Genomic DNA, 20,946 nt, shown 5'->3' with positions numbered 1-20,946 from the left:
TAGTACGCAAAAAAACCGCATTTGCCAGTAACAATGCAACCCTCATACCAAAACCTAAAACAATTTAGCCTCTGTCAAAACAACATGTTACCTTAACCAACCTGAATCAATGGGCACCAACGCGCCAAAACCGTCACCGGACGATGACAATATTTGTCAGTCGCACCCATCACTCTTCATCCATACCAAACTTTGCCAGCCGGTAGCGAAACGAACGGAAGCTCAAACCGAGAAGTTCAGCCGCCTTTTTCTTAACACCGCCGCTTTTCTCCAGTGCCTGCAGAAGAAAACGCTTCTCGATCCCGTCAAGGTACCTTTCAAGATCCATCCCTTCGATAGGTATCACTTCAATACCGACCGGTTGTAGCGCCTTTTCGCCTCTGGTAATGATGGGGGGAAGGCATTCGCAGGTAATTGTCCTGTCTCCCAGGACCAGGCATCTTTCTACCAGGTTTTCAAGCTCTCGGACATTGCCGGGAAAAGGGTATTCCATCAGGCCCTTCAGCGCATCGGGGGCAATTATTACCCCCTGAACCGGCTGCTGGATAAACTTGCGATAGAAATGCTCTACGAGCAGGGGGATGTCCTCCGGCCGCTCCCTGAGTGCCGGCAACTGCACTTGAACTACATTCACACGGTAGTAGAGATCCTCCCGGAACTGCCCCTCTTTCACCTGTTCCAACAGGTCTCGGTTGGATGCCGCAATGATCCGCACATCTGCGCTACTCTCTTCGGTCCCGCCAATCCTTCTGAAGCAGCGTTCCTGCAACACCCTCAAAAGTTTCGCCTGCAACTGGATGGGGACTTCCCCGATCTCGTCAAGAAAAAGCGTTCCCCCTTCGGCCTGTTCAAACAGACCGGCACGGTCCGACACAGCCCCCGTGAAGGAGCCTTTTTTGTGACCGAAGAATTCGCTTTCCATAAGTGTCTCGGGGATGGCACCACAGTTGACCGCTACAAAAGACTTATCCCTACGTAAGCCGTTGTAATGAATGGCCTTGGCCACAAGTTCTTTGCCGGTGCCGCTTTCCCCCGAGATGAGAACGTTGACGTTGCTCGCCGCAACCTTTTCGATAACCGTGTACACATCTCGCATTATCCGACTCTTGCCAATAATGCCGCTGAAACTGTAGCGCTCCTCGATCGCCTGCTTCAGGCGCACATTTTCCCGTGTGAGGCTCCGTTTTTCGAGGGCGTTCCTTACCAGAACCTTAATTTCTTCAACTTTGAACGGTTTGGCAATGTAGTCGTAGGCTCCGCACTTCATAGCTTCCACCGCCTGTTCGGCGGTGGAAAATGCAGTGACGAGCAGGACCGCCGTGTCCGGTGCATCGGTCTTGATACGCTCCAGTAACTGTAACCCGTCCAGCCCGGGCATATTCACATCAGATATCACTATATCATAACTATTGGTCTCAAACTGGGCGATGGCCGCTTCCGCATTTTCCGCCGCATCCGTTACATACCCTTCCCTCTCAAGAAGAATGGTAAGAAACTCCCTCATGCTCAATTCATCGTCTACAACTAGTATTCTGGTTTGCATGTGATGGACACCTTTATGCTTACTTGGGAATCAAAATCGTAAATCTCGACCCCGAACCCAGATTGCTCTCAATGTGCAGGGAGCCGCCATGGGACTGGATAATCCTGTAGACCGTCGCCAGCCCAAGTCCGGTTCCTCCATTTTTCGTCGTAAAAAATGGTTCGAATACACTACCCATAACCCGTTCATCCATACCTATACCGTTATCCTCGACGACAACTTTAACAAAATCGTTTCCCAGATTTTCACCGTTCACAGCATCATCGATCGCAGTAAACGTTACCGTACCCCCATCAGGCATAGCATCGGCCGCATTCACCAGAAGATTCCAGAAAACCTGCTTGAACTGGTCCCTGTCAATGGCAATCGCTATTCCTGGAGGACAGTCATTCCGTAGGGCAACCCGTTCAAAACGGCTGTCTGCGCTGACAAGGGACTGCATCTCCTTGATAAAATTATGGAGCACTACAGTTGTTTTCTCAGGGGCCGCAGGTCGGGCATAGGCAAGGAAATCGCTTATCAACAGATTCAATCGGTCTGATTCACGCTCTACAATAGTCAGGAGACGTTTGTCGCCATCTGAAATGGCGGCCCCTTGGGCTATCAACTGGACTGATCCGCTTATGGCTGCTAGCGGATTTCTGATTTCATGGGCAATGCGTGCGGACAGTTCCCCAATGGCAGCGAGCCTGTCGGCCTTTTTCAACTCGGCCTCCATTCGCTTGATCTGCGTGAGATCAAGCAGGTTAATGATCGCTCCCTGTCGATTTCCTTGCATATCCGTCAACGGCACGGACTTGAACCCTATGATGAGCTTCGTCCCTTGATCAGAAAAATATTCCACCTCTCCCGTCAGAGGAGTCAATACGCCATCTCCATACTTTTCAAAGGGAGTAATGATTTCACAGAGCGGTCGGTCATAGGCATCTTCCAGACTTACACCGGTCAATTGCTGGACGTACCGGTTGAAAACCCTCACCTTTCCCTCATTTGTGATGGTAAGCAGACCACTACCAAGGTTTGAAACGATTGAACTGTTCAGCCGCTCCAGCTCTTCAAAATCGATGACTTTTTTCTTGAGTGCAGATTCACTTCTCTGTGCCCGCTCGGCAAGATAGCCGGTGAGAAATGCCGTAAGATAAAACGCGCCAAAATTGAGAAAAATCGTGGAGAAAACGAACTTTGCACCAAGTTGCTGGGCTGGAACCGGGCTGAGCCCCATGTCTATGAGCCTGCCGAAATACTGAAAATCGAGAATTGCACCATACAGAATACCGCAGAGTGAAGCAGTATAATATGCTTCCCTGCGGGCCAGCAGCACGCTGGCATTGATAATGGAGAGAAAGTAGAAAAAGGAATACGGAGAGGTGATCCCCCCCGTTATGAGGAGCAGCAGAGTAACGAAAATCAGGTCCCAGATTATCTGGAGGTAGGTAAGAAAGCGCGTGAATCTGTCGGTAAATTTGAGAAAGAGATAGGAGCCGAAGGAAAATAGGTAGGTGGCAATGATAAGCCGGACAACAGTCACCTGTGACGGGTACAAAGAACTTCCCGCTTCATCAAAATCCAGGATAATGGTGGAGCCAAGCAGAACTGACACCACCAGTATCCTGAAGAAGATGAACCAGCCTAATCTTCTTTTTTCATCCACGACTAGCCGCCAACTGCACCGGCAAGTTTGAAGATCGGCAGGTACATGGCGATTACTAGACCGCCGACCGCTGTTCCGAGGAACACCATGAGCAACGGCTCCATCATGGAAGTCATGGCGCCAACGGCATCATCCACCTCATCGTCGTAGAAATCGGCGATCTTGTTGAGCATGGCATCCATGGCACCCGTCGCCTCGCCGACCGAGATCATCTGCACCACCATGGGGGGAAACACACCGCATGCGGCAAGGGGTTCAGCCATGGTCTTCCCTTCAGAAATCGCCTGACGGACATTGTATATCGCCTCTTCTACCACCTTGTTACCAGCGGTCTTGGCGACGATCTCCAACCCATCCATGATCGGCACACCACTGCTGATCATGGTGCCAAGCGTCCGGGTAAATTTCGCAACCGCCACCTTTCGGATAAGCGGGCCAGCTATGGGGGCTTTCAAGGCCAGTGTATCAACGACCTTTCGCCCCTTAGGCGTGGCGTAGTACTTGCCGAAGAGAAATTTAATCCCAAAGGCTGCACCGATCATCACGATGATGTATTTTTTCATAAAATTGCTCAATGCGATAACAATTTTGGTCGGCATCGGCAATTCGCCCCCGAAATCCGCAAACATCTTAGCAAAGGTCGGGATAACGAAGACGAGAATAACCCCCACGACGATAACCGCTATGGACATAATAGTGATCGGGTAAACCATTGCCCCCTTGACTTGTTTTGCCAGCTTCATGGCCTTTTCAATATAGGCGGCCAACCGATTAAGAATGGTATCGAGAATACCCCCAACCTCACCTGCCGCAACGAGGTTCACGTAGAGCTGGTCAAACACTTTGGGGTGCCTGCCAAGGGCATCGGCAAAGGTAGAACCGCTCTCGACGTCCTCTTTTACCTTGAACAGCACGGCCTTAAAGGTTGCGTTCTCCTGCTGTCCGGAAAGGATTTCCAGGCACTGGACGAGAGGAAGGCCGGAATCAATCATGGTTGCAAACTGACGCGTGAACACAACCAGATCTTTGGTGCTGACTTTTTTGGCACCAAAACCGGGAATCGCTATCCCCTTCCCCTTCCCCTTCCCCTCTGCCTTAATGGTTATGCCGGAGAATCCATATTTTTTAAGTTGAGCCTCCACCAACGCCTGGTTAGCGGCTTCCATGACTCCCTTTTGCACCGACCCGGATTTGCCCCTGGCCTCCCAACTGAACTTAGGCATTTACTATCCTCCTCATAATCATCAGTCTCAGGGACGACGCCTTGGTCCCTGTGCCCCTGCATTGGCAACCATCTGTTTGAATTCGTCTGGTTCCGGAGAGCGACCAAGTGCGTCTTCGAGACTGATGATACGCCTCAGGTAAAGGTTTATCAGACACTGGTTCATGGTCTGCATGCCGAACTTCTCCTGTCCAACCTGCATCTGGGAATATATCTGGTGAATCTTGTCTTCCCGGACAAGGTTGCGGATTGCGGGGTTCGGCACCATGACTTCAAGGGCCAGTGCCCTCCCCTTCCCCCCCAGCTTGGGGATGAGAGTCTGGGACAACACACCTTCCAGCACGAAGGACAACTGGGTCCTGACCTGAGTCTGCTGATAGGGAGGGAATACGTCGATGATACGGTTGATGGTCTGGGCGCAGGAGTTCGTGTGGAGCGTGGCAAAACAGAGGTGCCCCGTTTCAGCCAGGGTAAGGGCCGCCTCGATGGTCTCCAAGTCCCGCAACTCGCCGACCAGAACAACGTCCGGGTCCTGGCGCAACACGTACTTCAGTGCGTTTTTGAAACTCTTGGTATCAGCGCCAACCTCACGCTGGTTAACAAGACACCCCTTATGGGGATGGAGGTATTCTATGGGATCCTCAATCGTGACGATGTGATCGCGACGATCCATGTTGATTTTATCGATAATGGATGCGAGTGTGGTCGATTTGCCACTCCCCGTCGGTCCCGTGACAAGGATGAGACCGCGCGGTTTTTCCGCCAGGTCCCTGACTACCTGCGGGAGGCCCAACTCCTCAAATGTGAGGATTTTATAGGGGATGACCCGGAAAACTCCGGCCACAGCCCCCCGCTGGATGAACATGTTCCCCCTGAAGCGGGACAGGCCCTTCACACCGAACGAGAGGTCGAGTTCATTGTCTTCTTCGTACTTGTGCTTCTGTGCATCAGTAAGAACGCTGTAGCAGAGTTGCTTGGTGTCAACTGCATTGAGAGGAGGATAATCCAGCGGCGTTAGCTGACCATCGACGCGGATCTGAGGAGGGGTATTGGTGGTGATGTGAAGGTCGGATCCTCCACGTTCCACGAGTTCCTTGAGCAATTGATGTAGATTAGCCATTGATTCTCGTCTCCTAGTCGTCCGCCACGGTTACCCGCAGAACTTCCTCGAAAGAGGTGACCCCTTCCATGAGTTTGGTCAATCCCGACTGCCGCATGGATTTGATGCCGAGGCGCATGGATTCGCGTTTGATCTCCGCAGTATTGGCACCGTTAAGAATAAGCTCCCGGATTTCCTCCAGCATGGGCATGACCTGGTAAAAACCGACGCGCCCCTTGTACCCGGTATTGTTGCATTTCGCGCAGCCGGCCCCTTTGTAGCAGACGTACGATGGTGCCACTTCCGGTGGGACACCGGCATCGATCAGGGCCTGTACCGGTATATCTTCCGGTTCCTTGCATTCGGAGCAGATGCGCCGCGCCAAACGCTGAGCGGTAATGAGATTTACGGCGGAAGCCACGAGAAATGGCTCGATCCCCATGTTGAGAAGACGGTTGATGGTGGCTGGCGCATCGTTGGTGTGGAGGGTAGAAAGCACCAAGTGCCCCGTCAAGGCTGCCTTGATACCAATTTCGGCCGTCTCGAAGTCCCGGATCTCGCCGATCATGATGATGTCAGGGTCCTGGCGCAGGAAGGATCTCAGGGCAGCGGCAAAATTGAGGCCGATATCTTCATGCATCTGGACCTGGTTGATGCCGGCAAAGTTGAACTCCACCGGGTCTTCGGCTGTGGAGATATTTTCTGAAACCTTGTTCAGTTCCGACAATGCGGAATAGAGGGAAACGGTCTTGCCACTTCCCGTTGGCCCGGTTACCAGCACCATGCCGAACGGTTTGTGAATTTCCTTCTGGAAATGGGCAAGGGCTTCCGGCTCATACCCCAGTTTCGTCATGTCGAGCTGCAGGTTGGATTTATCCAGCAGCCGCATGACGATCTTTTCGCCAAACAGGGTCGGCAGAACCGACACCCGGAAATCCATGTCCTTGCCGCCACCCATTTTGATCTTGATACGTCCGTCCTGGGGAAGGCGACGCTCCGCAATGTCCAGTTCCGCCATGATCTTGAGACGCGACGTAATCGCATTCTTGAGCTTCATGGGGGGCTTCATCACTTCATAGAGAACCCCGTCGATCCGGTACCTGACACGGAACGTCCGTTCGTAGGGTTCGATATGAATATCGCTTGCCTTCTTCTTTATGGCATCGGTGAGTATCAGGTTGACCAGCTTGACGACCGGCGCGTCTTCCGTTGCCCGTTCGAGGGAAGAAACATCAACATCGTCCTCATCCCCGACTACTTCGAGGTCTTCCAACCCCTCGAGATCGTTCATCACGTCAGCCAGGGATGCGGACTGGTCGTAGTATTTGTCGATGGCCGTTTTTATGGCGGTTTCTGCAGATACGACCACTTCGACGTTATACCCGGTCATGAACTTGATGTCGTCGATGGCGAAGATATTGGACGGGTCACTCATGGCGATGATGAGGGTCGAGCCCGCCCTGTTCACCGGCACGATCTGGTACTTCTGCGCGATGTCGACCGGTATGATCTTGATGACCGCCGGGTCAATTTCGAATTCGGCAAGATTGATCGAGGGAACACCATACTGCTTGGAAAGAAATGAGGTAAGATCGGGTTCGTTGATCAAACCGTTCTTGATGAGAATGGAACCAAGTCGAAGCTGGCCGGAGGATTCCTTCTGTTCGTCGAGGGCCTTGGCCAGCTGTTCTTTGGTTATCAGATTATTTCGAACCAGGAGTTCTCCCAGCCTGCTTGCCTGCATACAGTCACCGTCTCCCGTAGTTAATCAGCCTGCAAATACTATTTTGAATATACGCCGTTGTCAAGCATATCTTGGCCATCAAGCGCCGCCAAAAGGCGCGATTTCATTAGGCCATTTGGCGGTTTACACCCTGTCCAAATGGTAAATGCCGCTTCTCCCTGCGCCGCGAGCATGCCTGCGCCATTGGCCGAACGAAGGGAATGTTTTCGCGCTTCGACAAGGAGTGGAGTCAGCGCGGGATTATAGACCATGTCATACACCCGCGCTGCTGGCGCCATTGGAGCAAGATCAAGATCGGTAAAGTTTGTGCCGTTCAGGCCGACCGCAGTCGTATTGATGAGCAGGTCAACGTCCTTCAAACACCGGTCACCCTTCAAGATATCCAGGGTGCAAAGAGCAAGATTCACACCAGTAAATACCGACCTGAAACCGGCAACGAGACATTCACCTTTTGCCGGCGTACGGTTTGCCACAGTGACCGATGCTGCGCCAGACTGGCAGAGACCGACAAGAGCCGCCCGTGCAGCACCTCCTGCCCCCAGAAGCACTACCCTGCTGCCTTTGACGTCGAATCCCAGGTCATCCTGCAGCGATTTAATGAGGCCAGTAATATCGGTGTTATGGCCTATCAGGCGATCACCGTCCCGTTTGACCGTATTGACCGCCCCGATGAGTCGGGCTTCCTCGGAAAGCTCGTCGAGTAGACCGATTATCGCTTCCTTGTGGGGAATGGTCACATTGAAACCCGCGACACCAAGGGCACGCAAACCCTCCACCGCTTTCGGAAGATCCCCCGGAGCCACAGGAAACGGCACGTAGACGTAATCCAGGCCGAGTTCAATACAGGCAGCATTCTGCATCAGTGGCGAAAGAGAATGGGCTACCGGCCAGCCGATTATCCCGAGTACCCTGGTTTTTCCCTGAATATCGACTCTCATTGCACATTGTATCCGTTCAGAATGCCTGCGACCTGACCACGCAACTCCGGAGAAATCTGTTCAGCCAGCCGCAGTTCCCCGACACCTTCAGCTATTCTCCCGAGTCGCAACAGCATGTCCCCCGCCTCAAGATGACTAGTTGCATAGATGAGTATGGCCTTCCCCGTATCAAGGTCTCGGAAGAACATCTCCCCGCTGACACCCCGTATTGCATAAAGTCTCCAGACCGACTGCTCCGGGGGACGGAACATGGCACCGGACAACTTGGCCAGTCGATAACAAATGCCGGACTGCTGAATGGTGTAATTACTCAACCCGATGGAATATCTGGTAGAAAAATCGATGTAAACAGGTCGTCGTTCAATCTGTTCATCTATCGCCAGCCTCAAAACGTCGTCGGGGGAGAAGTTTTCCAAAGGGATAGTTCTGAGTCTGCTGTTAGCGAATACAAGGGGGAATGAGTCCAGGTACCAGCCGAAAACCAGATGGGGTGAGTGCAATAGATCCACATCTTCCCGCATTTTTTCCACCCCCTGCAGATACCAGAGTGGAAAGGCACCACTGTCTCCCCAGGTAAACAGGGCAGTCCCCTGGGGAAGGGTCCGGAGCGAGTTTGAGGCATAGTCATAGGCGATATAATTTTCATGCTGGTCATTCTCGTCGTAGTGGAGCGCGCAAACCGAGATTGGGAGCGCAGCGACCACGAGTACAGCACCAACCTTGGCTGGCAGTTTCTCCAGGTAGTGGCTGGGAAACATTCCGAAAACTGTCTTCAGAAGAACAAACATCCCAAGACCGACAAAGACTGCCGAGAAAAGGTAGAGTGGCGTAAAAAATTCTTCCGTCAGAAATATCAGGTCGGGCAGGGCATTGAAGTAGCCGACGATGACAAGCATGAATACCAGTAACCCCAATAGATATGCGAGTATCTCATCGCGCCGCTTTCTGAAAAAGAAGGTAATGCCGACAAGCAGCAGGACCATCCCCACTACCGTGAACTCGAAGGGGATATTGAAGGCGTTCAGCTGTGCCCAGAGAAGCTTAAGATCCCGATCGGGCTTGTCCGTGGGGTACCCCTTGCGCAGAAAATGCCAAAGAAACTGGGTAAGGGTCTTGGGATCGCCCCAGTTGAGAAGCGGCTCTCGTACCGCCCGTACCGGCAGGTGGAGATGGACGGAAAACCCGACAAGGCCGAAGGTGATGGCGAGGAGTATTTCCTTGATGCGCCCGAGTATCCGCCAGTCCAGGGAGATGATCAGAAACGCGAACGATGGCACAAGCAAAACCATGGTCTGATGGGCACCGAAGCCGAGTCCGCAGAGGAATGCTCCCAAATAGACATAGAATGGGCGTTCATCTCCCTGACGATAATGTTCTCTCCAGAGGAGGAGCAGATAAAAAATCATCGCCGCCAGAAACGATATGAGCGGGTATGGCTTGTCATGGTTGGACTGCAGCCAGAGCCGAGCCGAGAAAGCAAACGTCAGCGCTGCGCCGAGGGCGGTAATTCTTCTGAAATAACGGGGAAATGCTACATCCGACGTCGGATCTTCGGTTTGCAGAAGATAGACTACCAGGAGATACACGCCATAGCAGGCAATAGCCGCAGAAACAGCCGTGGCGATGTTCACCCTGAAGGCAAAGTTGCCGAAGGGGAGATAGGTGAACGGCTTGGCGTAATTGATAAACAGCGGGTAGCCGGGAGAATGGGCGGAGCCCAGGGAATAAATGGCGGTGAGGAATTCACCACTATCGAAAAAGGTAACAGACGGGGCGAGGGTCAGCAGATAGACAAACAAAGGAATTATGACCGATGCCACGGCAAAGATATCGATGCGGCACAGCACCCCTGAAACCCGACGGTTCATGCTGACTCACCTTGCTGCTCGACGCGACGCGCAACGGCAAAATAGCCGTTGCCGAGATCGGTCCGAAAAAAAAGCCGCTGCAGCAGATAGAATGGATACATTGTCAGATCGTTAAACAATAGGAAGAAAATCCGTTTCATCCCCGTAAAAAGCCACATACCACTGCTCTCTTCGGTACGTACCCGCAGATCACGCTCCTGTTTGCACTTTTTACGGATGGCGCGGTCATAAAAAGGTTTCATCAGATTGTATATAGGTACGCCATAGGAGTATATACAGACGGGGTTAAGTCCGGCAGCAGCCAGTTTGTCATGCAACTCTTCCCGTTCATAACGACGGAGGTGACCGCAGAAATCGTCATTAGCCCCCCATTTTGACATATGGGCCGGAACCGTGAGCACTACGTGACCGCCGGGTCGGGTTTTCGACGCCAGTTCACGCAGAACCCCCACGTCATCCGCACAGTGTTCCAGCACCTCCGAAGCTATCGCCACATCGAACTGTCCGGCTACGTCCTGCACTTCACCCCTTGCAACCGTTACCATTGTGTTCGCGACCCTTTCCCGAGCAGCCTCCACCGCATCATCCGAAAGGTCGACGCCGGTACCTCGGTACCCCCGGGCCGCCAGAGCCACCAGAAGGTCACCCGCGCCACACCCTACTTCGAGAACGTCTCTAACGGGAACCGTACGGAGGAAATCAAGAATAACCTTCCGCTTGAGCAGGTAGCTGGGAGTAGGATACCATTCCATGTCGATCAGCCGCTATGCTTTGCGGATTGTTCTTCCACATTCCGAAGGGACATATTGTCACGCCATAGATAGTAGAAACCCGCCAGTATTACGGGGAAAAAATTTATACCGTGCATGACGAGCGCCACACTGAGCGCCATTTCCCGCTGTACGTTGAACGCCAGAAGGCCGTAAACGCACGCCGCATGATACGTTCCTACGTAACCGGGCGATGCCGGCACCATCACGGCAAATACAAGAAATACCATGATCAGCATGGATGCCGTGACCGGAAGCGAAATACCGAAGGATTTCAGCACCAGGTCCACGGGCCAGATCGCGGTACTCCAGATAACGAGTGAAGAGACAAATAACGCCGCCAGTTCTGTTGGCCTGGCCGACATACGGATACCGGCAATGAACGAACCGAGGAGGGGAATGATTTTCTCGGCAATGCGGGCGGGGAATGGACGCAGTAAACTCCCCAGCAGATCCAGAGTCCAGTGGGTCCGCCGCTTCAGGAGCACAAGAAAGGCAATAACGCCGACGTAGAGGGCAAGGGTGATGTATCCCCCCAGCTTGAGCCCCTCCTGCACCTGCTCCATGCCTGGGGGGAGTTGAACGGTGAAGAAGGTCACTACCAGGATCAGGAGCACGGTGAAGCCGTCAAACAGACGGTCCAGGACCAGCGTGGCAAAGACCGAGCTCGAATCGAGTTTTTCTTTTTCCGCAAGAACGTAGGCGCGGACAAATTCTCCGAGCCGTGCCGGCAGCAGGTTGTTTGCCATGTAGCCGACGATGGTTGCCGGGAAGAGGTTCGCCAGGGAAGTCGCCTTCTGGGGGAGGAGCAGGTAGCGCCAGCGTATGGCACGACAGTAATAACTGACAAAGGTGAGAAGCACAGAAGGGACAAGATAGCGGTAGTCCATGGAACGGAATGCCGCCAGTACCTGCCGTCCATCGATCTGCCGAAACAGCAGGACCAGCAGAACCGCACTGATGCCGATGCCGATCCAGAGACGTTTGTCGATGTTCTTCCTAGCCATGGTCTAGTGCTCCGAGGTAGTCGCGATACTCGATAATGGACACGTCCCGCAGGATTTCCCGGCATCTGCGGATATCTTCCCCTATTGCCTGCGTAAGTGAGGCGACATCGGGAAACTTCATCTCGCCGCGAAGCCTCTCCACGAAATAGACCCGCAGTTCATTGCCATACAGGTCGCCGTCGAAATCAAAGAGAAAAACTTCTATGGCGCTTGCTTCATCACCAAAGGTCGGATTGTCACCGATATTGCACGCACCATCGTAAATCCGGTCATTCACCTTGACCTTGACCGCGTACACACCATGGGCGGGGAGCAATTCCTTGTCCGTTTGGAGATTGGCGGTCGGAAATCCGAGATCCTTCCCCCGGTGATGACCATGCACGACCGTTCCACCGACGGAGAAATGCCGACCCAGGAACGCTACGACTTCTTTGACGTCACCTGCCTGGATGAGGCGTCGCACCATGCTGCTGCTATAAACCGTTTCGCCGGTACCGATCGGTGCCAGCACCTCCACGGCAAACCCCATTTCTCCGCCAAGCCGCTGCAAAAAAGCGACATCCCCTTGCCGGTTACGGCCGAACGCGTAATCATACCCGATGATAAGTTTCCGGGCACCGATCCTTCCGACCAGAATGTCCCGCACGAACTCAGTTGCACTGATGGATGCGAATTCAGGGGTAAAGTGAAGCACAACCAGGTAATCGACCCCAGAGGCCTCAATAAGATTCTCTTTTTCGGCATAGGTGTTGATGAGGCGTACGTCTCTTCCGACCGGGAGCACCTTGAGAGGATGGGGATAGAAGGTGATGACCACCGATACCCCTCCGATATCTGCTGCCGCCTTCTTCAGACGACGGAACATCTCCCGGTGCCCGAGATGGACGCCATCGAAATTGCCGATGGTGACCACTGCATTGGGGAGTCGTTCCCGTATCTCATCGATGCTGCGGTAAATGATCATGGTGTGGTTGCTATTTCCTGAATACGTTCGTTCTGTCAAACAGCGGCATCCGCAGTCACCGGTTTTTTCCTGCCGAACACAAGCGCCACCCAGATACTCACTTCGTACATCAGGTACAGAGGGACCATAATGACGAACATGGTGATGAGATCAGCATGGAATGCGGCTATGATGGAACTTGCCAGCAAGGCGTATTTGCGATTCCGTGCAAGCAGGGTGTAACTCACGATCCCGAACCGGGCCAGCAGCAGGGAGAGGATGGGAAGTTCAAAGATGAGACCGAAGATAAGGATCAGCCGTAGACAAAAATTAATATAGGCACTCAGGTTGAACCAGCTCTGCAACCCCTGTGATTCGTAGGAAAGGGAAAAATTGATGATTACCGGCCAGATTATGATGAGGAAAAACAAAGCTCCTACGCAGAAACTGATGGTGCTCACCGTCACGAAAGGGAAGACGAGCCGCTTCTCCTTGAGAGTCAATCCCGGAGCGATAAAAAGCCAGAGCTGATAAAAGACGATTGGCAGCACAAGAATGAACCCCGCGATGACGGAAATCTTGCATTGGATGAAAAAGGGCTCCAAGGGTGCACTGTAGTTGAGGCGCCGCTCCCGGACCGGCGCGTTGACCTCCTTGTCCAGCTGATATCGGGTATACACCCCGGGATAACGCTGCTTTACCTCACCATAGACCCGTTTTTTGATCTCAGTAAGGTACGTATGCCCCGTCAGGGGCTTTTCGACAAAGTTCAACAGGTCGTCGGAAAAGTTCCACGCCACCCCCATGCCGATTACTACCGCAACGACAATGATGATCAGGCGTCGTCGCAACTCCACCAGATGTTCTATGAACGGCATGGCCGCGTTTTCGCTCATGGTAACCGTAAACCGCCCGTAAAGTGCAAAACTTGTAGAACATAGCATAGCGACTCACCGGCGCGCAACTGCTTTCACCGTCTGCGCCGGCCACCGGAGTCACCTTTTTCTCCGCGAGCAGCTGCCGATTTGATTCGCGGGCGCTTCCCCTTGACCGGTATGCGAGGGTATGCCTCCCCATTTGCTCGTCCCTCGCTGGCCGGTTGAGCCGAAACGGCCCCCGCCACCACGAATTCGATCTGCTTCCGTTCCATGCTGACGCTTGCCACCTTGACCCGCAACTGGTCACCGATCCGGTATGTTGTCCGTGATCTCTCGCCGACAAGGGAGTGCTGTTTTTCCAGGTAGCGGTAGAAGTCAGAGGGAAGCGTGGAGATATGTACCATCCCCTCCACAAAGAGTTCGACCAGTTCGATAAACAGACCGAAGGACGTTACACCGCTGATGATGCCGTCAAATTCCTCGCCGACCTTGTCGCTCATGAACTGGACTTTCTTCAGCTCGACAATCTCCCTCTCCGCCTCCATGGCCACCCGTTCTCTCTTGCTCGTGTGGGAGGCGACCTCCGGCAAGGTTTCGGCCAGACGCTCAAGATCATGCTTGCGCAGAGTTTTAGCAAGAGCCCCCTTCAGGATGCGGTGCACGACCAGATCGGGGTAGCGCCGGATAGGTGAGGTAAAATGTGTGTAACAGGGAGCTGCAAGGCCGAAATGGCCAAGATTCTCTTCCGAATAGCGCGCCTGTTTCATGCAGCGGAGCAGGACCTCGTTGATCATTCGCTCTTCCGGTTTTCCCTCCGCCTGGTCCAGCAATCTCTGTAACTCGGCCGGCTGGACGGATTCCTCACCCAGGCGCAGTTGGTACCCAAAATTGAAGACAAAGTCGCGGAAGTCACGCAACTTCTCCTGATCGGGTGATTCGTGCACCCGATAGAGGGAGGGAGTTCCGCTGGTTTCCAGATGATGGGCCACCGCCTCGTTGGCCGCCAGCATGAACTCTTCGATGATGCGGTGGGCAAGATTCCGCTCCGCCTTGACGATGGCCTCGGTCTGTCCCTGGAGATCGAGGATTATCTGGGGTTCGGGAAGGTCGAAGTCGATGCTTCCCCGTTGCCGGCGCCTGGCGGTGAGGCGTAGCGATAGTTCCTCCATCAGCTGCAGATCGTCAAGGAGATGGCCATACTGCTCGCGGAGTTCGGGGTCCTTGTCGACCAGGACCCCTTTGACCTGGGTATAGGTAAGACGTGCGGCGCTCCGGATTACGCTGGGATAGAAGGCAGTCGTGACCGGAAAGCCGCTCTTGTCGAAGGCAATTTCCGCGGTCATGGTAAGGCGGTCCACCTGCGGGTTCAGGGAACAGATGCCGTTGGACAGCTCTTCCGGCAGCATCGGGATGCAGCGGTCGGGGAAATAGACCGACGTCCCCCGCAGGTACGCCTCTCCGTCCAGTGCCGACCCGGCACGCACGTAATGGCCGACGTCGGCTATGGAAACCCAGAGCCGTATTCTCCCCCCCTCTTCCCTGCTCACCGAGACCGCATCATCGAAATCACGGGCCGTTTCTCCATCGATGGTGACGGTCGGGTGGTTCCGCAGGTCAACCCTTCCCGTAATGTCATCTTCACTGACCTCGGCCGCAATGCCTCGAGCCTCGGCAATCACGTCGTCGGGAAACCGGTATGGCAGGTCGTGTTTCCTGATGACAGTAAGGACCTCCACTTCCGGATCATCGCTGGAGCCGAGAACCTCGACGATGCGGGCAGTCGGTCCGCTCCGTTCGGTTGGGTAATTGACGATGCGCGCCACTACCACCTGACCGGATTGGGCGTCACCAGCGGCTCGGGGCGGAATGATGAGCTCACCCGTGACTCGCTGATCGTCCGGGATCACCACCCCGTGATCGCCCGTCGTCAGGAAACGGCCGACGACCGTCGTATGGGCACGCTCCACAATCCGCGCGAGCCGCCCTTCCCGTTTGCCGGTACGGCCGCGGGGCGCGGCCACCACCTCTACCAGATCACCGTGCATCGCTTCCCGCAGGTAACGGGCAGGGATAAACAGATCCTCACCGCCGCTGTCGGGGGTGACGAATCCGTAGCCATCCCTATGGACGGAGAGCCTGCCGGTGATAACATGGGACGCTCCCGTTACGCCGTAACGATTCCCTTGCTGCCTGACGAGTTCGCCTCGATCCACCATCCGGTCAAGATAGGCCTTGAACTTGGCGCGCTGCCCCTTGGTCACCCCCAGGAGTTGCATCAGATCCCGGAACGGGCGAAACACGCCGGGGTTCTCTCGAAACAACCCCAGAATTTTTTCCCTGTTTATCGCCATACCGCTCCCCTAAAAAATTTACCCGAACTGCGCTTGAATATGCTCAAATAAGCTCCTGTTGTCAAACAGTTTACCGGTAACCCGGGAAAATTCTTTTGATTTTTACCGCCCTAACCAGCTATTATCAGTGCGTGAATTTACACGTTCATTATTCCGGATCTGGAGTCATACATGCTGTTGCGCCGTATCCCTCTTATCGTTATCTTCTGCTCCGCCCTTTCGATTCCCGCGTCGGGGGGAAATCTTCTTCAACTGCCGTCGGATCATCTTGCCATGGCGGCCCAACATCTCAAGGTCCGTGATTACCGAGCGGCACGGACGGCTGCAAATCAGGCACCGGCTGGTGGTCTGCGCGATTTCCTCGTCGGCATGGCTGCCGCAAAATCCTCGGACTGGGATGAAGCGGCAACAGCCCTGGCCCGGTCCGCCGAAACCCTTCCCCTGCTGGCAGATTACGCTCTCTATCATGAGGCGAACGCCCTTTACCGGCTGGGGAGATACGCGGATTGTTTCGTTCCTCTGGAAAAACTGCTCAAGGAATATCCTGAATCTCCCCTCTACCGCTCCGCCCTCCTGCTCGTTGCCGATGCCCGCTATGATGCGAAGGACTACCCGAATGCCCTTTTGGCATATGAACGGTTTGTCGACAAATATCCGGCCGGAAACGACTCCCTGACTGCGTTACTGCGGACCGCCCTCTGCCAGGAGACTACGGGCTATCAGGCGACCGCTGCCTCGATTTATCGCACGATCTGGCTCAAATACCCGGCTGCCGATGTGGCAGACAAGGCGTACGACCAGCTGCAAACTCTTGCCAATCAAGGCATTACGGTGGCACCTTACAGCAGCGACGAACTGTTCAAACGGGGGATGACGCTCTACGACATGCACCGATTCGAGCAGGCAATCAAAACCTTTTCCACTATCCCCCCCGCTACCGTTACCGCCGATGTCGCCCAGAAACTGGCACTCAAAACCGCCCAAGCCATGGTCAAAGCCAGACGCTACAAGGATGGTGAGCAGGCACTGACCAGACTCCTTTCCGATAATCCCCGCAAGGAAATCGCGACAGAAGCCACTCTTTGGCTTGCCAGGCTACAGGATAAAACGGGGCGTGACGAGACCGCCATAGCAACGTTTCTGAAGCTGGCGGAAACATTCCCCCAATCGGACCTTGCCGATGATGCCCTTCTTGAAGCGGCCTACATCAGGAAATTCCAGAATCGGAGTTCGGATGCCCTCCCCCTGCTGCAAAGGCTGCTCAGTGAATACCCACGATCAAGCCTCAAGCAAACTGCCCAGTGGGAAACCGCATGGGCCAGCTATCTTGCGGGTGACTTTCCAACTGCAGCAAACCTCTTCCAGAAACTGACCGCCATAGAGCAGTATCGGGAAAAAACACTCTACTGGGGAGGGCGGGCCCTCGTGGCAACAGGTGATATCGTCGGTGCCCAAGCATTTTTCACCGCCCTCATCTCGGAATATCCGAACGGGTATTATGCCCTTATGTACCGGTCGACGGCAAACCTGCCGGAAGATAAACCATTGAATCTTGAAGCGGACATGGCACATCTTCTTCCCATCCCGGACGGCTTTGATCGGGTCAAGATGCTGATTGCCTGCGGACTTTACGATGAAGCAAATCGCGAACTGGCGCACGTGAAAAAGAAAGTGAATCCCAAGGGGAAAGCTCTCCTTGGGATTGCACGGCTCTACCTTGAAATGGGGAATTACAATGGGGCACTGTCGTCCGTAAAACAAGACCGGCCCGACAAGCTCGACAAGGATAACGTTATCACTTGGGGACTTCTCTACCCTTGGGGATTTCGCGAAATCGTCGCACAAAACGCAGCCGATTGCGGTATTGGCGAGAGCCTTGTCCATTCGATCATCCGCGCTGAAAGTAGCTATTCGACGACCGCCAAGTCTCCGGTGGGGGCCATTGGCCTCATGCAACTGATGCCGGCAACCGCCAAGGTCATGAGCGGCTCCAAGAACGGTAATTTCGTGACGAACAGCCTCACGGCGCCCGATGTCAACATTGCCTATGGTACCCGTCATCTGAAAGACCTTCTTAAATCCTACGATGGCGACCAGGTAATGGCTGTCGCAGCCTACAACGGGGGGTCTGGCAATGTAAACCGTTGGCGCAAGACCTTCGGCCGACTACGCCAGGATGAATTCGTCGAGTGCATCCCCTTTGGCGAGACACGTGAGTATGTGAAAAAAGTACTCGCCGGAGCATATCTGTACCGGCGGCTTTATGGATTGGAAATCTCTCAGCGCTCTCACCTTCCCTTCCGGAACCAGACCAGCACCGTCACCCCCGCCACCTGACTTCCTCTCCCTTAGTTTACGGGCACTCACAATTATTTTGACAGCATACCGACAATATGTATAATCCTGCCAGACAAAAGCCACGGCATTCCCGCGTATAACACTGCGTGCACATCGGGGAGACACGCTGGGATTTGTCTGATAGCAGTGAACCCGATACGGCCGCAGTTCAGACGAATATTTGCGCAGTTGAACTGGAGCAGACCATGTCCCTTATACTGAGACTCATCGCAGTTGGACTCCTTATACCCGCGGCAGTTGCCCAGAGTGAAACTCTCACCCTGAAAGATTGTCTGTCGGAGGCCAGGAGTTCGAACAATACCCTGAGGGTTGTCGCCTACGACCAGACAATAGCCAAGGAGGGGGAACGAATCGGCAAGAGCGGGTATTTCCCCCGTATCGACCTGGAGGGAGGGTACACCGCCCAACTGGATCCCCAGACAATTGATCTTGGTGGCGGTCGTGCCATAGCAACCCAGCAGGCAGACTATGCATTCGCAAGCCTCGGCATCTACCAGACTCTCTACGATTTCGGTCGCACCGAAGCCCGGGCAGACCGCGCTCATACCGTGCGCGAAGCAGCTACATTGAGCTATAAAGGGTATGAGCAGGACGTTTTCCTCCAAGTGGTGACCAGTTACTTCGGAATTTTGCAAGCACAGCAACTGTTGCAGGCGGCAGAAGATGAAGTCATCCAGATGACTGACCACCTGCGGGTTGCGCAGAACCTTTTCGAACTTGGAGTTGTCACTCGCAACGATCTTCTGCAGGCAGAGGTTCGCCTTGCCGGCAGTCAGCAGCGCCGCCTGGACAGTACCAACCGCTTGGGAAATGCCTGGTTGCAGTTGAATTACCTCATCGACAGGAAACCGGATTCCCGCGCCGAATTGGAAGAAACGGCCACTCTGCCCCCAACCGCCCCAACCGCTTCCGAGGATCTGGCATTGACCAATCGTCCGGAGATCAAAGCCCTGGAGAAGAGTGTCGAAGGGAGCGACCTGGAAGTCCAGGAAACCAGGGGAGGCTATTATCCCGAAATCTTCGCAAAGGCAGGGCTTGATTACGTACAGAACCGTCAGGTCAGGGAGCAGGCGATCATGGCGGCCACGATAGGCTTGAAAATCAACCTGTTTGACGGCCAGGCTACGACGGGACGCTATCGCCAGGCGGTTGCCACCCGTTCCAGAAACGAGGAATCGTTGCGCCAGTTGAAAGCAGCCATAGGGCTGGAATACCGCTTGGCTGCCAACGACGCCAAAGTCTCCTTCGAAAAAATCAAGGTCACCGAAAAATCGATTCAGCAAGGGGAAGAGAATCTGCGGATCAACAAGGATCGCTACCAGGCCCAGGTGGGAACCGCCACGGATGTCATTGACGCCCAAACCCTCCTGACCCAGGCCAAGACCGATTACTATCGCAGCATGTTCGATTACCAGGTTGCTGTGGCCAGAGTAAAGAAAGCCCTCGGAGAACTCTAGGAGAATATGACAATGCCCGAAGTACGCGATACCGCACCGCAAGAATCGCCCGCCCAGCCGAAGGGAGATTCCAACGGCACCCGCAAGCGTGCGACCACCATTCTGGTACTGGTGCTCATCACGGGCGTACTGCTCGCTTGTTACTGGTGGACAAAGGGGAAAACCCATGTAACCACCGACAACGCCTTCGTCGTGGCGGACGTATTCGAAATTTCATCACGCATCCCGGCAACCGTGAAGCATGTCCATATCCAGGACAACCAGCTGGTAAAAAAAGGTGACCTGCTTTTGGAGCTGGATCCAGCCGACTACAATGTACGTCTGCGGAACGCCGAAGCAGCCCTCGATGTTGCCCGGAACGAGACATCCGGTGATTACGCCAAGGTCGAATCGGCCAGGGCAAACCTCCAGTTGGTCAGTGCCCGCCTTGACCAGGCGGATCTCGACCTCAGCCGTGGAAAGGCTCTCTTCAAGAAAGAGGTCATCCCACGGGAACAGCTTGACCGGCTGGAAACAGCACGTAAAGTGGCATCCCTGCAGGTACAGGAAGGGAAAGACAACCTGCGTCAGGCCATGGCGGAAGTCGGGCTGGACGGCACCGGCGGGAAAAACGCGAAGGTTTCCCAGAAACGCGCCCTGCTCGACGAGGCGGCGTTAAACCTTTCCTACACAAGGATTTACGCTCCCAGTGACGGGTACATAACCAAAAAGAACGTGGAGGCCGGTAACCACGCACAGACCGGCCAACCGCTCATGGCTCTGGTGCGGCTCGACAACGCATGGATCGTGGCCAATTACAAGGAACGGCAACTGACCCATGTAAAACCTGGCCAGAAGGTCGTGTTCGAAGTTGATGCATACCCCGGCAGGGAATTCACCGGCCGGGTCGACAGCATCATGGCGGGGACCGGTGCGGCATTTTCCCTCCTTCCTCCGGAAAACGCCTCGGGCAATTATGTCAAAGTGGTGCAGCGGATCCCGGTAAAGATCATCATCGACAAGCAGAGCGACCCGGACCATCTACTCCGGGTCGGCATGAGCGTCGTACCGACCATCCGGACTGATCGACGCATCATGGACATCCTCAAAGAGCTGAATCCCTTCTCCTGACCTGATA

General features: G+C 54.3%; 15 protein-coding genes. 3 read left to right on the top strand and 12 right to left on the bottom strand.

Annotation, left to right across the window (positions count from 1 at the left end; genetic code table 11):
* Positions 1-169: 169 nt before the first annotated feature.
* The 12 genes from LDN04_RS11825 to rnr all read right to left on the bottom strand — a co-directional run bounded on the left by LDN04_RS11825 (position 170) and on the right by rnr (position 16,014).
* The gene (locus tag LDN04_RS11825) at positions 170-1,543 is read right to left on the bottom strand and encodes a sigma-54 dependent transcriptional regulator (protein WP_223910638.1); all 1,374 of its coding nucleotides are present in this window, start codon (positions 1,541-1,543) and stop codon (positions 170-172) included.
* A 19-nt stretch (positions 1,544-1,562) separates the two neighbouring features.
* Entirely contained in the window at positions 1,563-3,194 is a 1,632-nt protein-coding gene (locus LDN04_RS11820; RefSeq protein ID WP_223910635.1) for a nitrogen regulation protein NR(II), read from the bottom strand.
* A 2-nt stretch (positions 3,195-3,196) separates the two neighbouring features.
* On the bottom strand, positions 3,197-4,417 hold the full coding sequence (locus LDN04_RS11815) for a type II secretion system F family protein (protein ID WP_223910632.1): 1,221 nt from the start codon (positions 4,415-4,417) through the stop codon (positions 3,197-3,199).
* A gap of 27 nt (positions 4,418-4,444) precedes the next feature.
* Positions 4,445-5,536, bottom strand: coding sequence for a type IV pilus twitching motility protein PilT (locus tag LDN04_RS11810; RefSeq protein WP_223910630.1), 1,092 nt, complete (start codon positions 5,534-5,536; stop codon positions 4,445-4,447).
* A gap of 13 nt (positions 5,537-5,549) precedes the next feature.
* Complete coding sequence (pilB, locus tag LDN04_RS11805) at positions 5,550-7,259, bottom strand: type IV-A pilus assembly ATPase PilB (protein WP_223910627.1); 1,710 nt, start codon at positions 7,257-7,259, stop codon at positions 5,550-5,552.
* Positions 7,260-7,297: 38 nt separating this feature from the next.
* Positions 7,298-8,197 carry a shikimate dehydrogenase gene (locus LDN04_RS11800; protein ID WP_223910624.1) on the bottom strand — a complete coding sequence of 300 codons (900 nt, stop codon included), beginning with the start codon at positions 8,195-8,197 and terminating at the stop codon, positions 7,298-7,300.
* Positions 8,194-10,065 (bottom strand): DUF2723 domain-containing protein, encoded by a 1,872-nt coding sequence (locus tag LDN04_RS11795; protein ID WP_223910621.1) that lies wholly within the window; start codon positions 10,063-10,065, stop codon positions 8,194-8,196. The genes LDN04_RS11800 and LDN04_RS11795 overlap by 4 nt, the downstream gene beginning before the upstream one ends.
* The gene (locus tag LDN04_RS11790) at positions 10,062-10,817 is read right to left on the bottom strand and encodes a bifunctional 2-polyprenyl-6-hydroxyphenol methylase/3-demethylubiquinol 3-O-methyltransferase UbiG (RefSeq protein WP_223910619.1); all 756 of its coding nucleotides are present in this window, start codon (positions 10,815-10,817) and stop codon (positions 10,062-10,064) included. The genes LDN04_RS11795 and LDN04_RS11790 overlap by 4 nt, the downstream gene beginning before the upstream one ends.
* Before the next feature lie 5 nt (positions 10,818-10,822).
* Entirely contained in the window at positions 10,823-11,842 is a 1,020-nt protein-coding gene (locus tag LDN04_RS11785) for a lysylphosphatidylglycerol synthase transmembrane domain-containing protein (RefSeq protein ID WP_223910616.1), read from the bottom strand.
* Positions 11,835-12,806, bottom strand: coding sequence for a bifunctional riboflavin kinase/FAD synthetase (locus LDN04_RS11780; RefSeq protein WP_223910613.1), 972 nt, complete (start codon positions 12,804-12,806; stop codon positions 11,835-11,837). The genes LDN04_RS11785 and LDN04_RS11780 overlap by 8 nt, the downstream gene beginning before the upstream one ends.
* Positions 12,807-12,841: 35 nt before the next feature.
* Positions 12,842-13,681, bottom strand: coding sequence for a twin-arginine translocase subunit TatC (gene tatC, locus LDN04_RS11775; protein ID WP_223910610.1), 840 nt, complete (start codon positions 13,679-13,681; stop codon positions 12,842-12,844).
* 74 nt (positions 13,682-13,755) lie between these two features.
* Positions 13,756-16,014, bottom strand: coding sequence for a ribonuclease R (gene rnr, locus LDN04_RS11770; RefSeq protein WP_223910607.1), 2,259 nt, complete (start codon positions 16,012-16,014; stop codon positions 13,756-13,758).
* A gap of 171 nt (positions 16,015-16,185) precedes the next feature.
* Here rnr and LDN04_RS11765 point away from each other — a divergent pair, with 171 nt between their 5' ends.
* The 3 genes from LDN04_RS11765 to LDN04_RS11755 all read left to right on the top strand — a co-directional run bounded on the left by LDN04_RS11765 (position 16,186) and on the right by LDN04_RS11755 (position 20,939).
* Positions 16,186-18,351 carry a tetratricopeptide repeat protein gene (locus LDN04_RS11765; RefSeq protein ID WP_223910605.1) on the top strand — a complete coding sequence of 722 codons (2,166 nt, stop codon included), beginning with the start codon at positions 16,186-16,188 and terminating at the stop codon, positions 18,349-18,351.
* Between the two features lie 206 nt (positions 18,352-18,557).
* Positions 18,558-19,829 carry a TolC family protein gene (locus LDN04_RS11760; RefSeq protein WP_223910602.1) on the top strand — a complete coding sequence of 424 codons (1,272 nt, stop codon included), beginning with the start codon at positions 18,558-18,560 and terminating at the stop codon, positions 19,827-19,829.
* Between the two features lie 12 nt (positions 19,830-19,841).
* Positions 19,842-20,939: an HlyD family secretion protein gene (locus LDN04_RS11755; RefSeq protein ID WP_223910599.1), complete on the top strand. Its 1,098-nt coding sequence runs from the start codon at positions 19,842-19,844 to the stop codon at positions 20,937-20,939.
* The last annotated feature ends 7 nt before the right edge of the window (positions 20,940-20,946 follow it).

Origin of the sequence: Geobacter sp. AOG1 (genome assembly GCF_019972315.1) — a bacterium.
Classification (GTDB): domain Bacteria; phylum Desulfobacterota; class Desulfuromonadia; order Geobacterales; family Geobacteraceae; genus Geomobilimonas.
The sequence above is the reverse complement of the archived record's forward strand: the minus strand, read 5'-3'. Positions and strand labels throughout refer to the sequence as shown.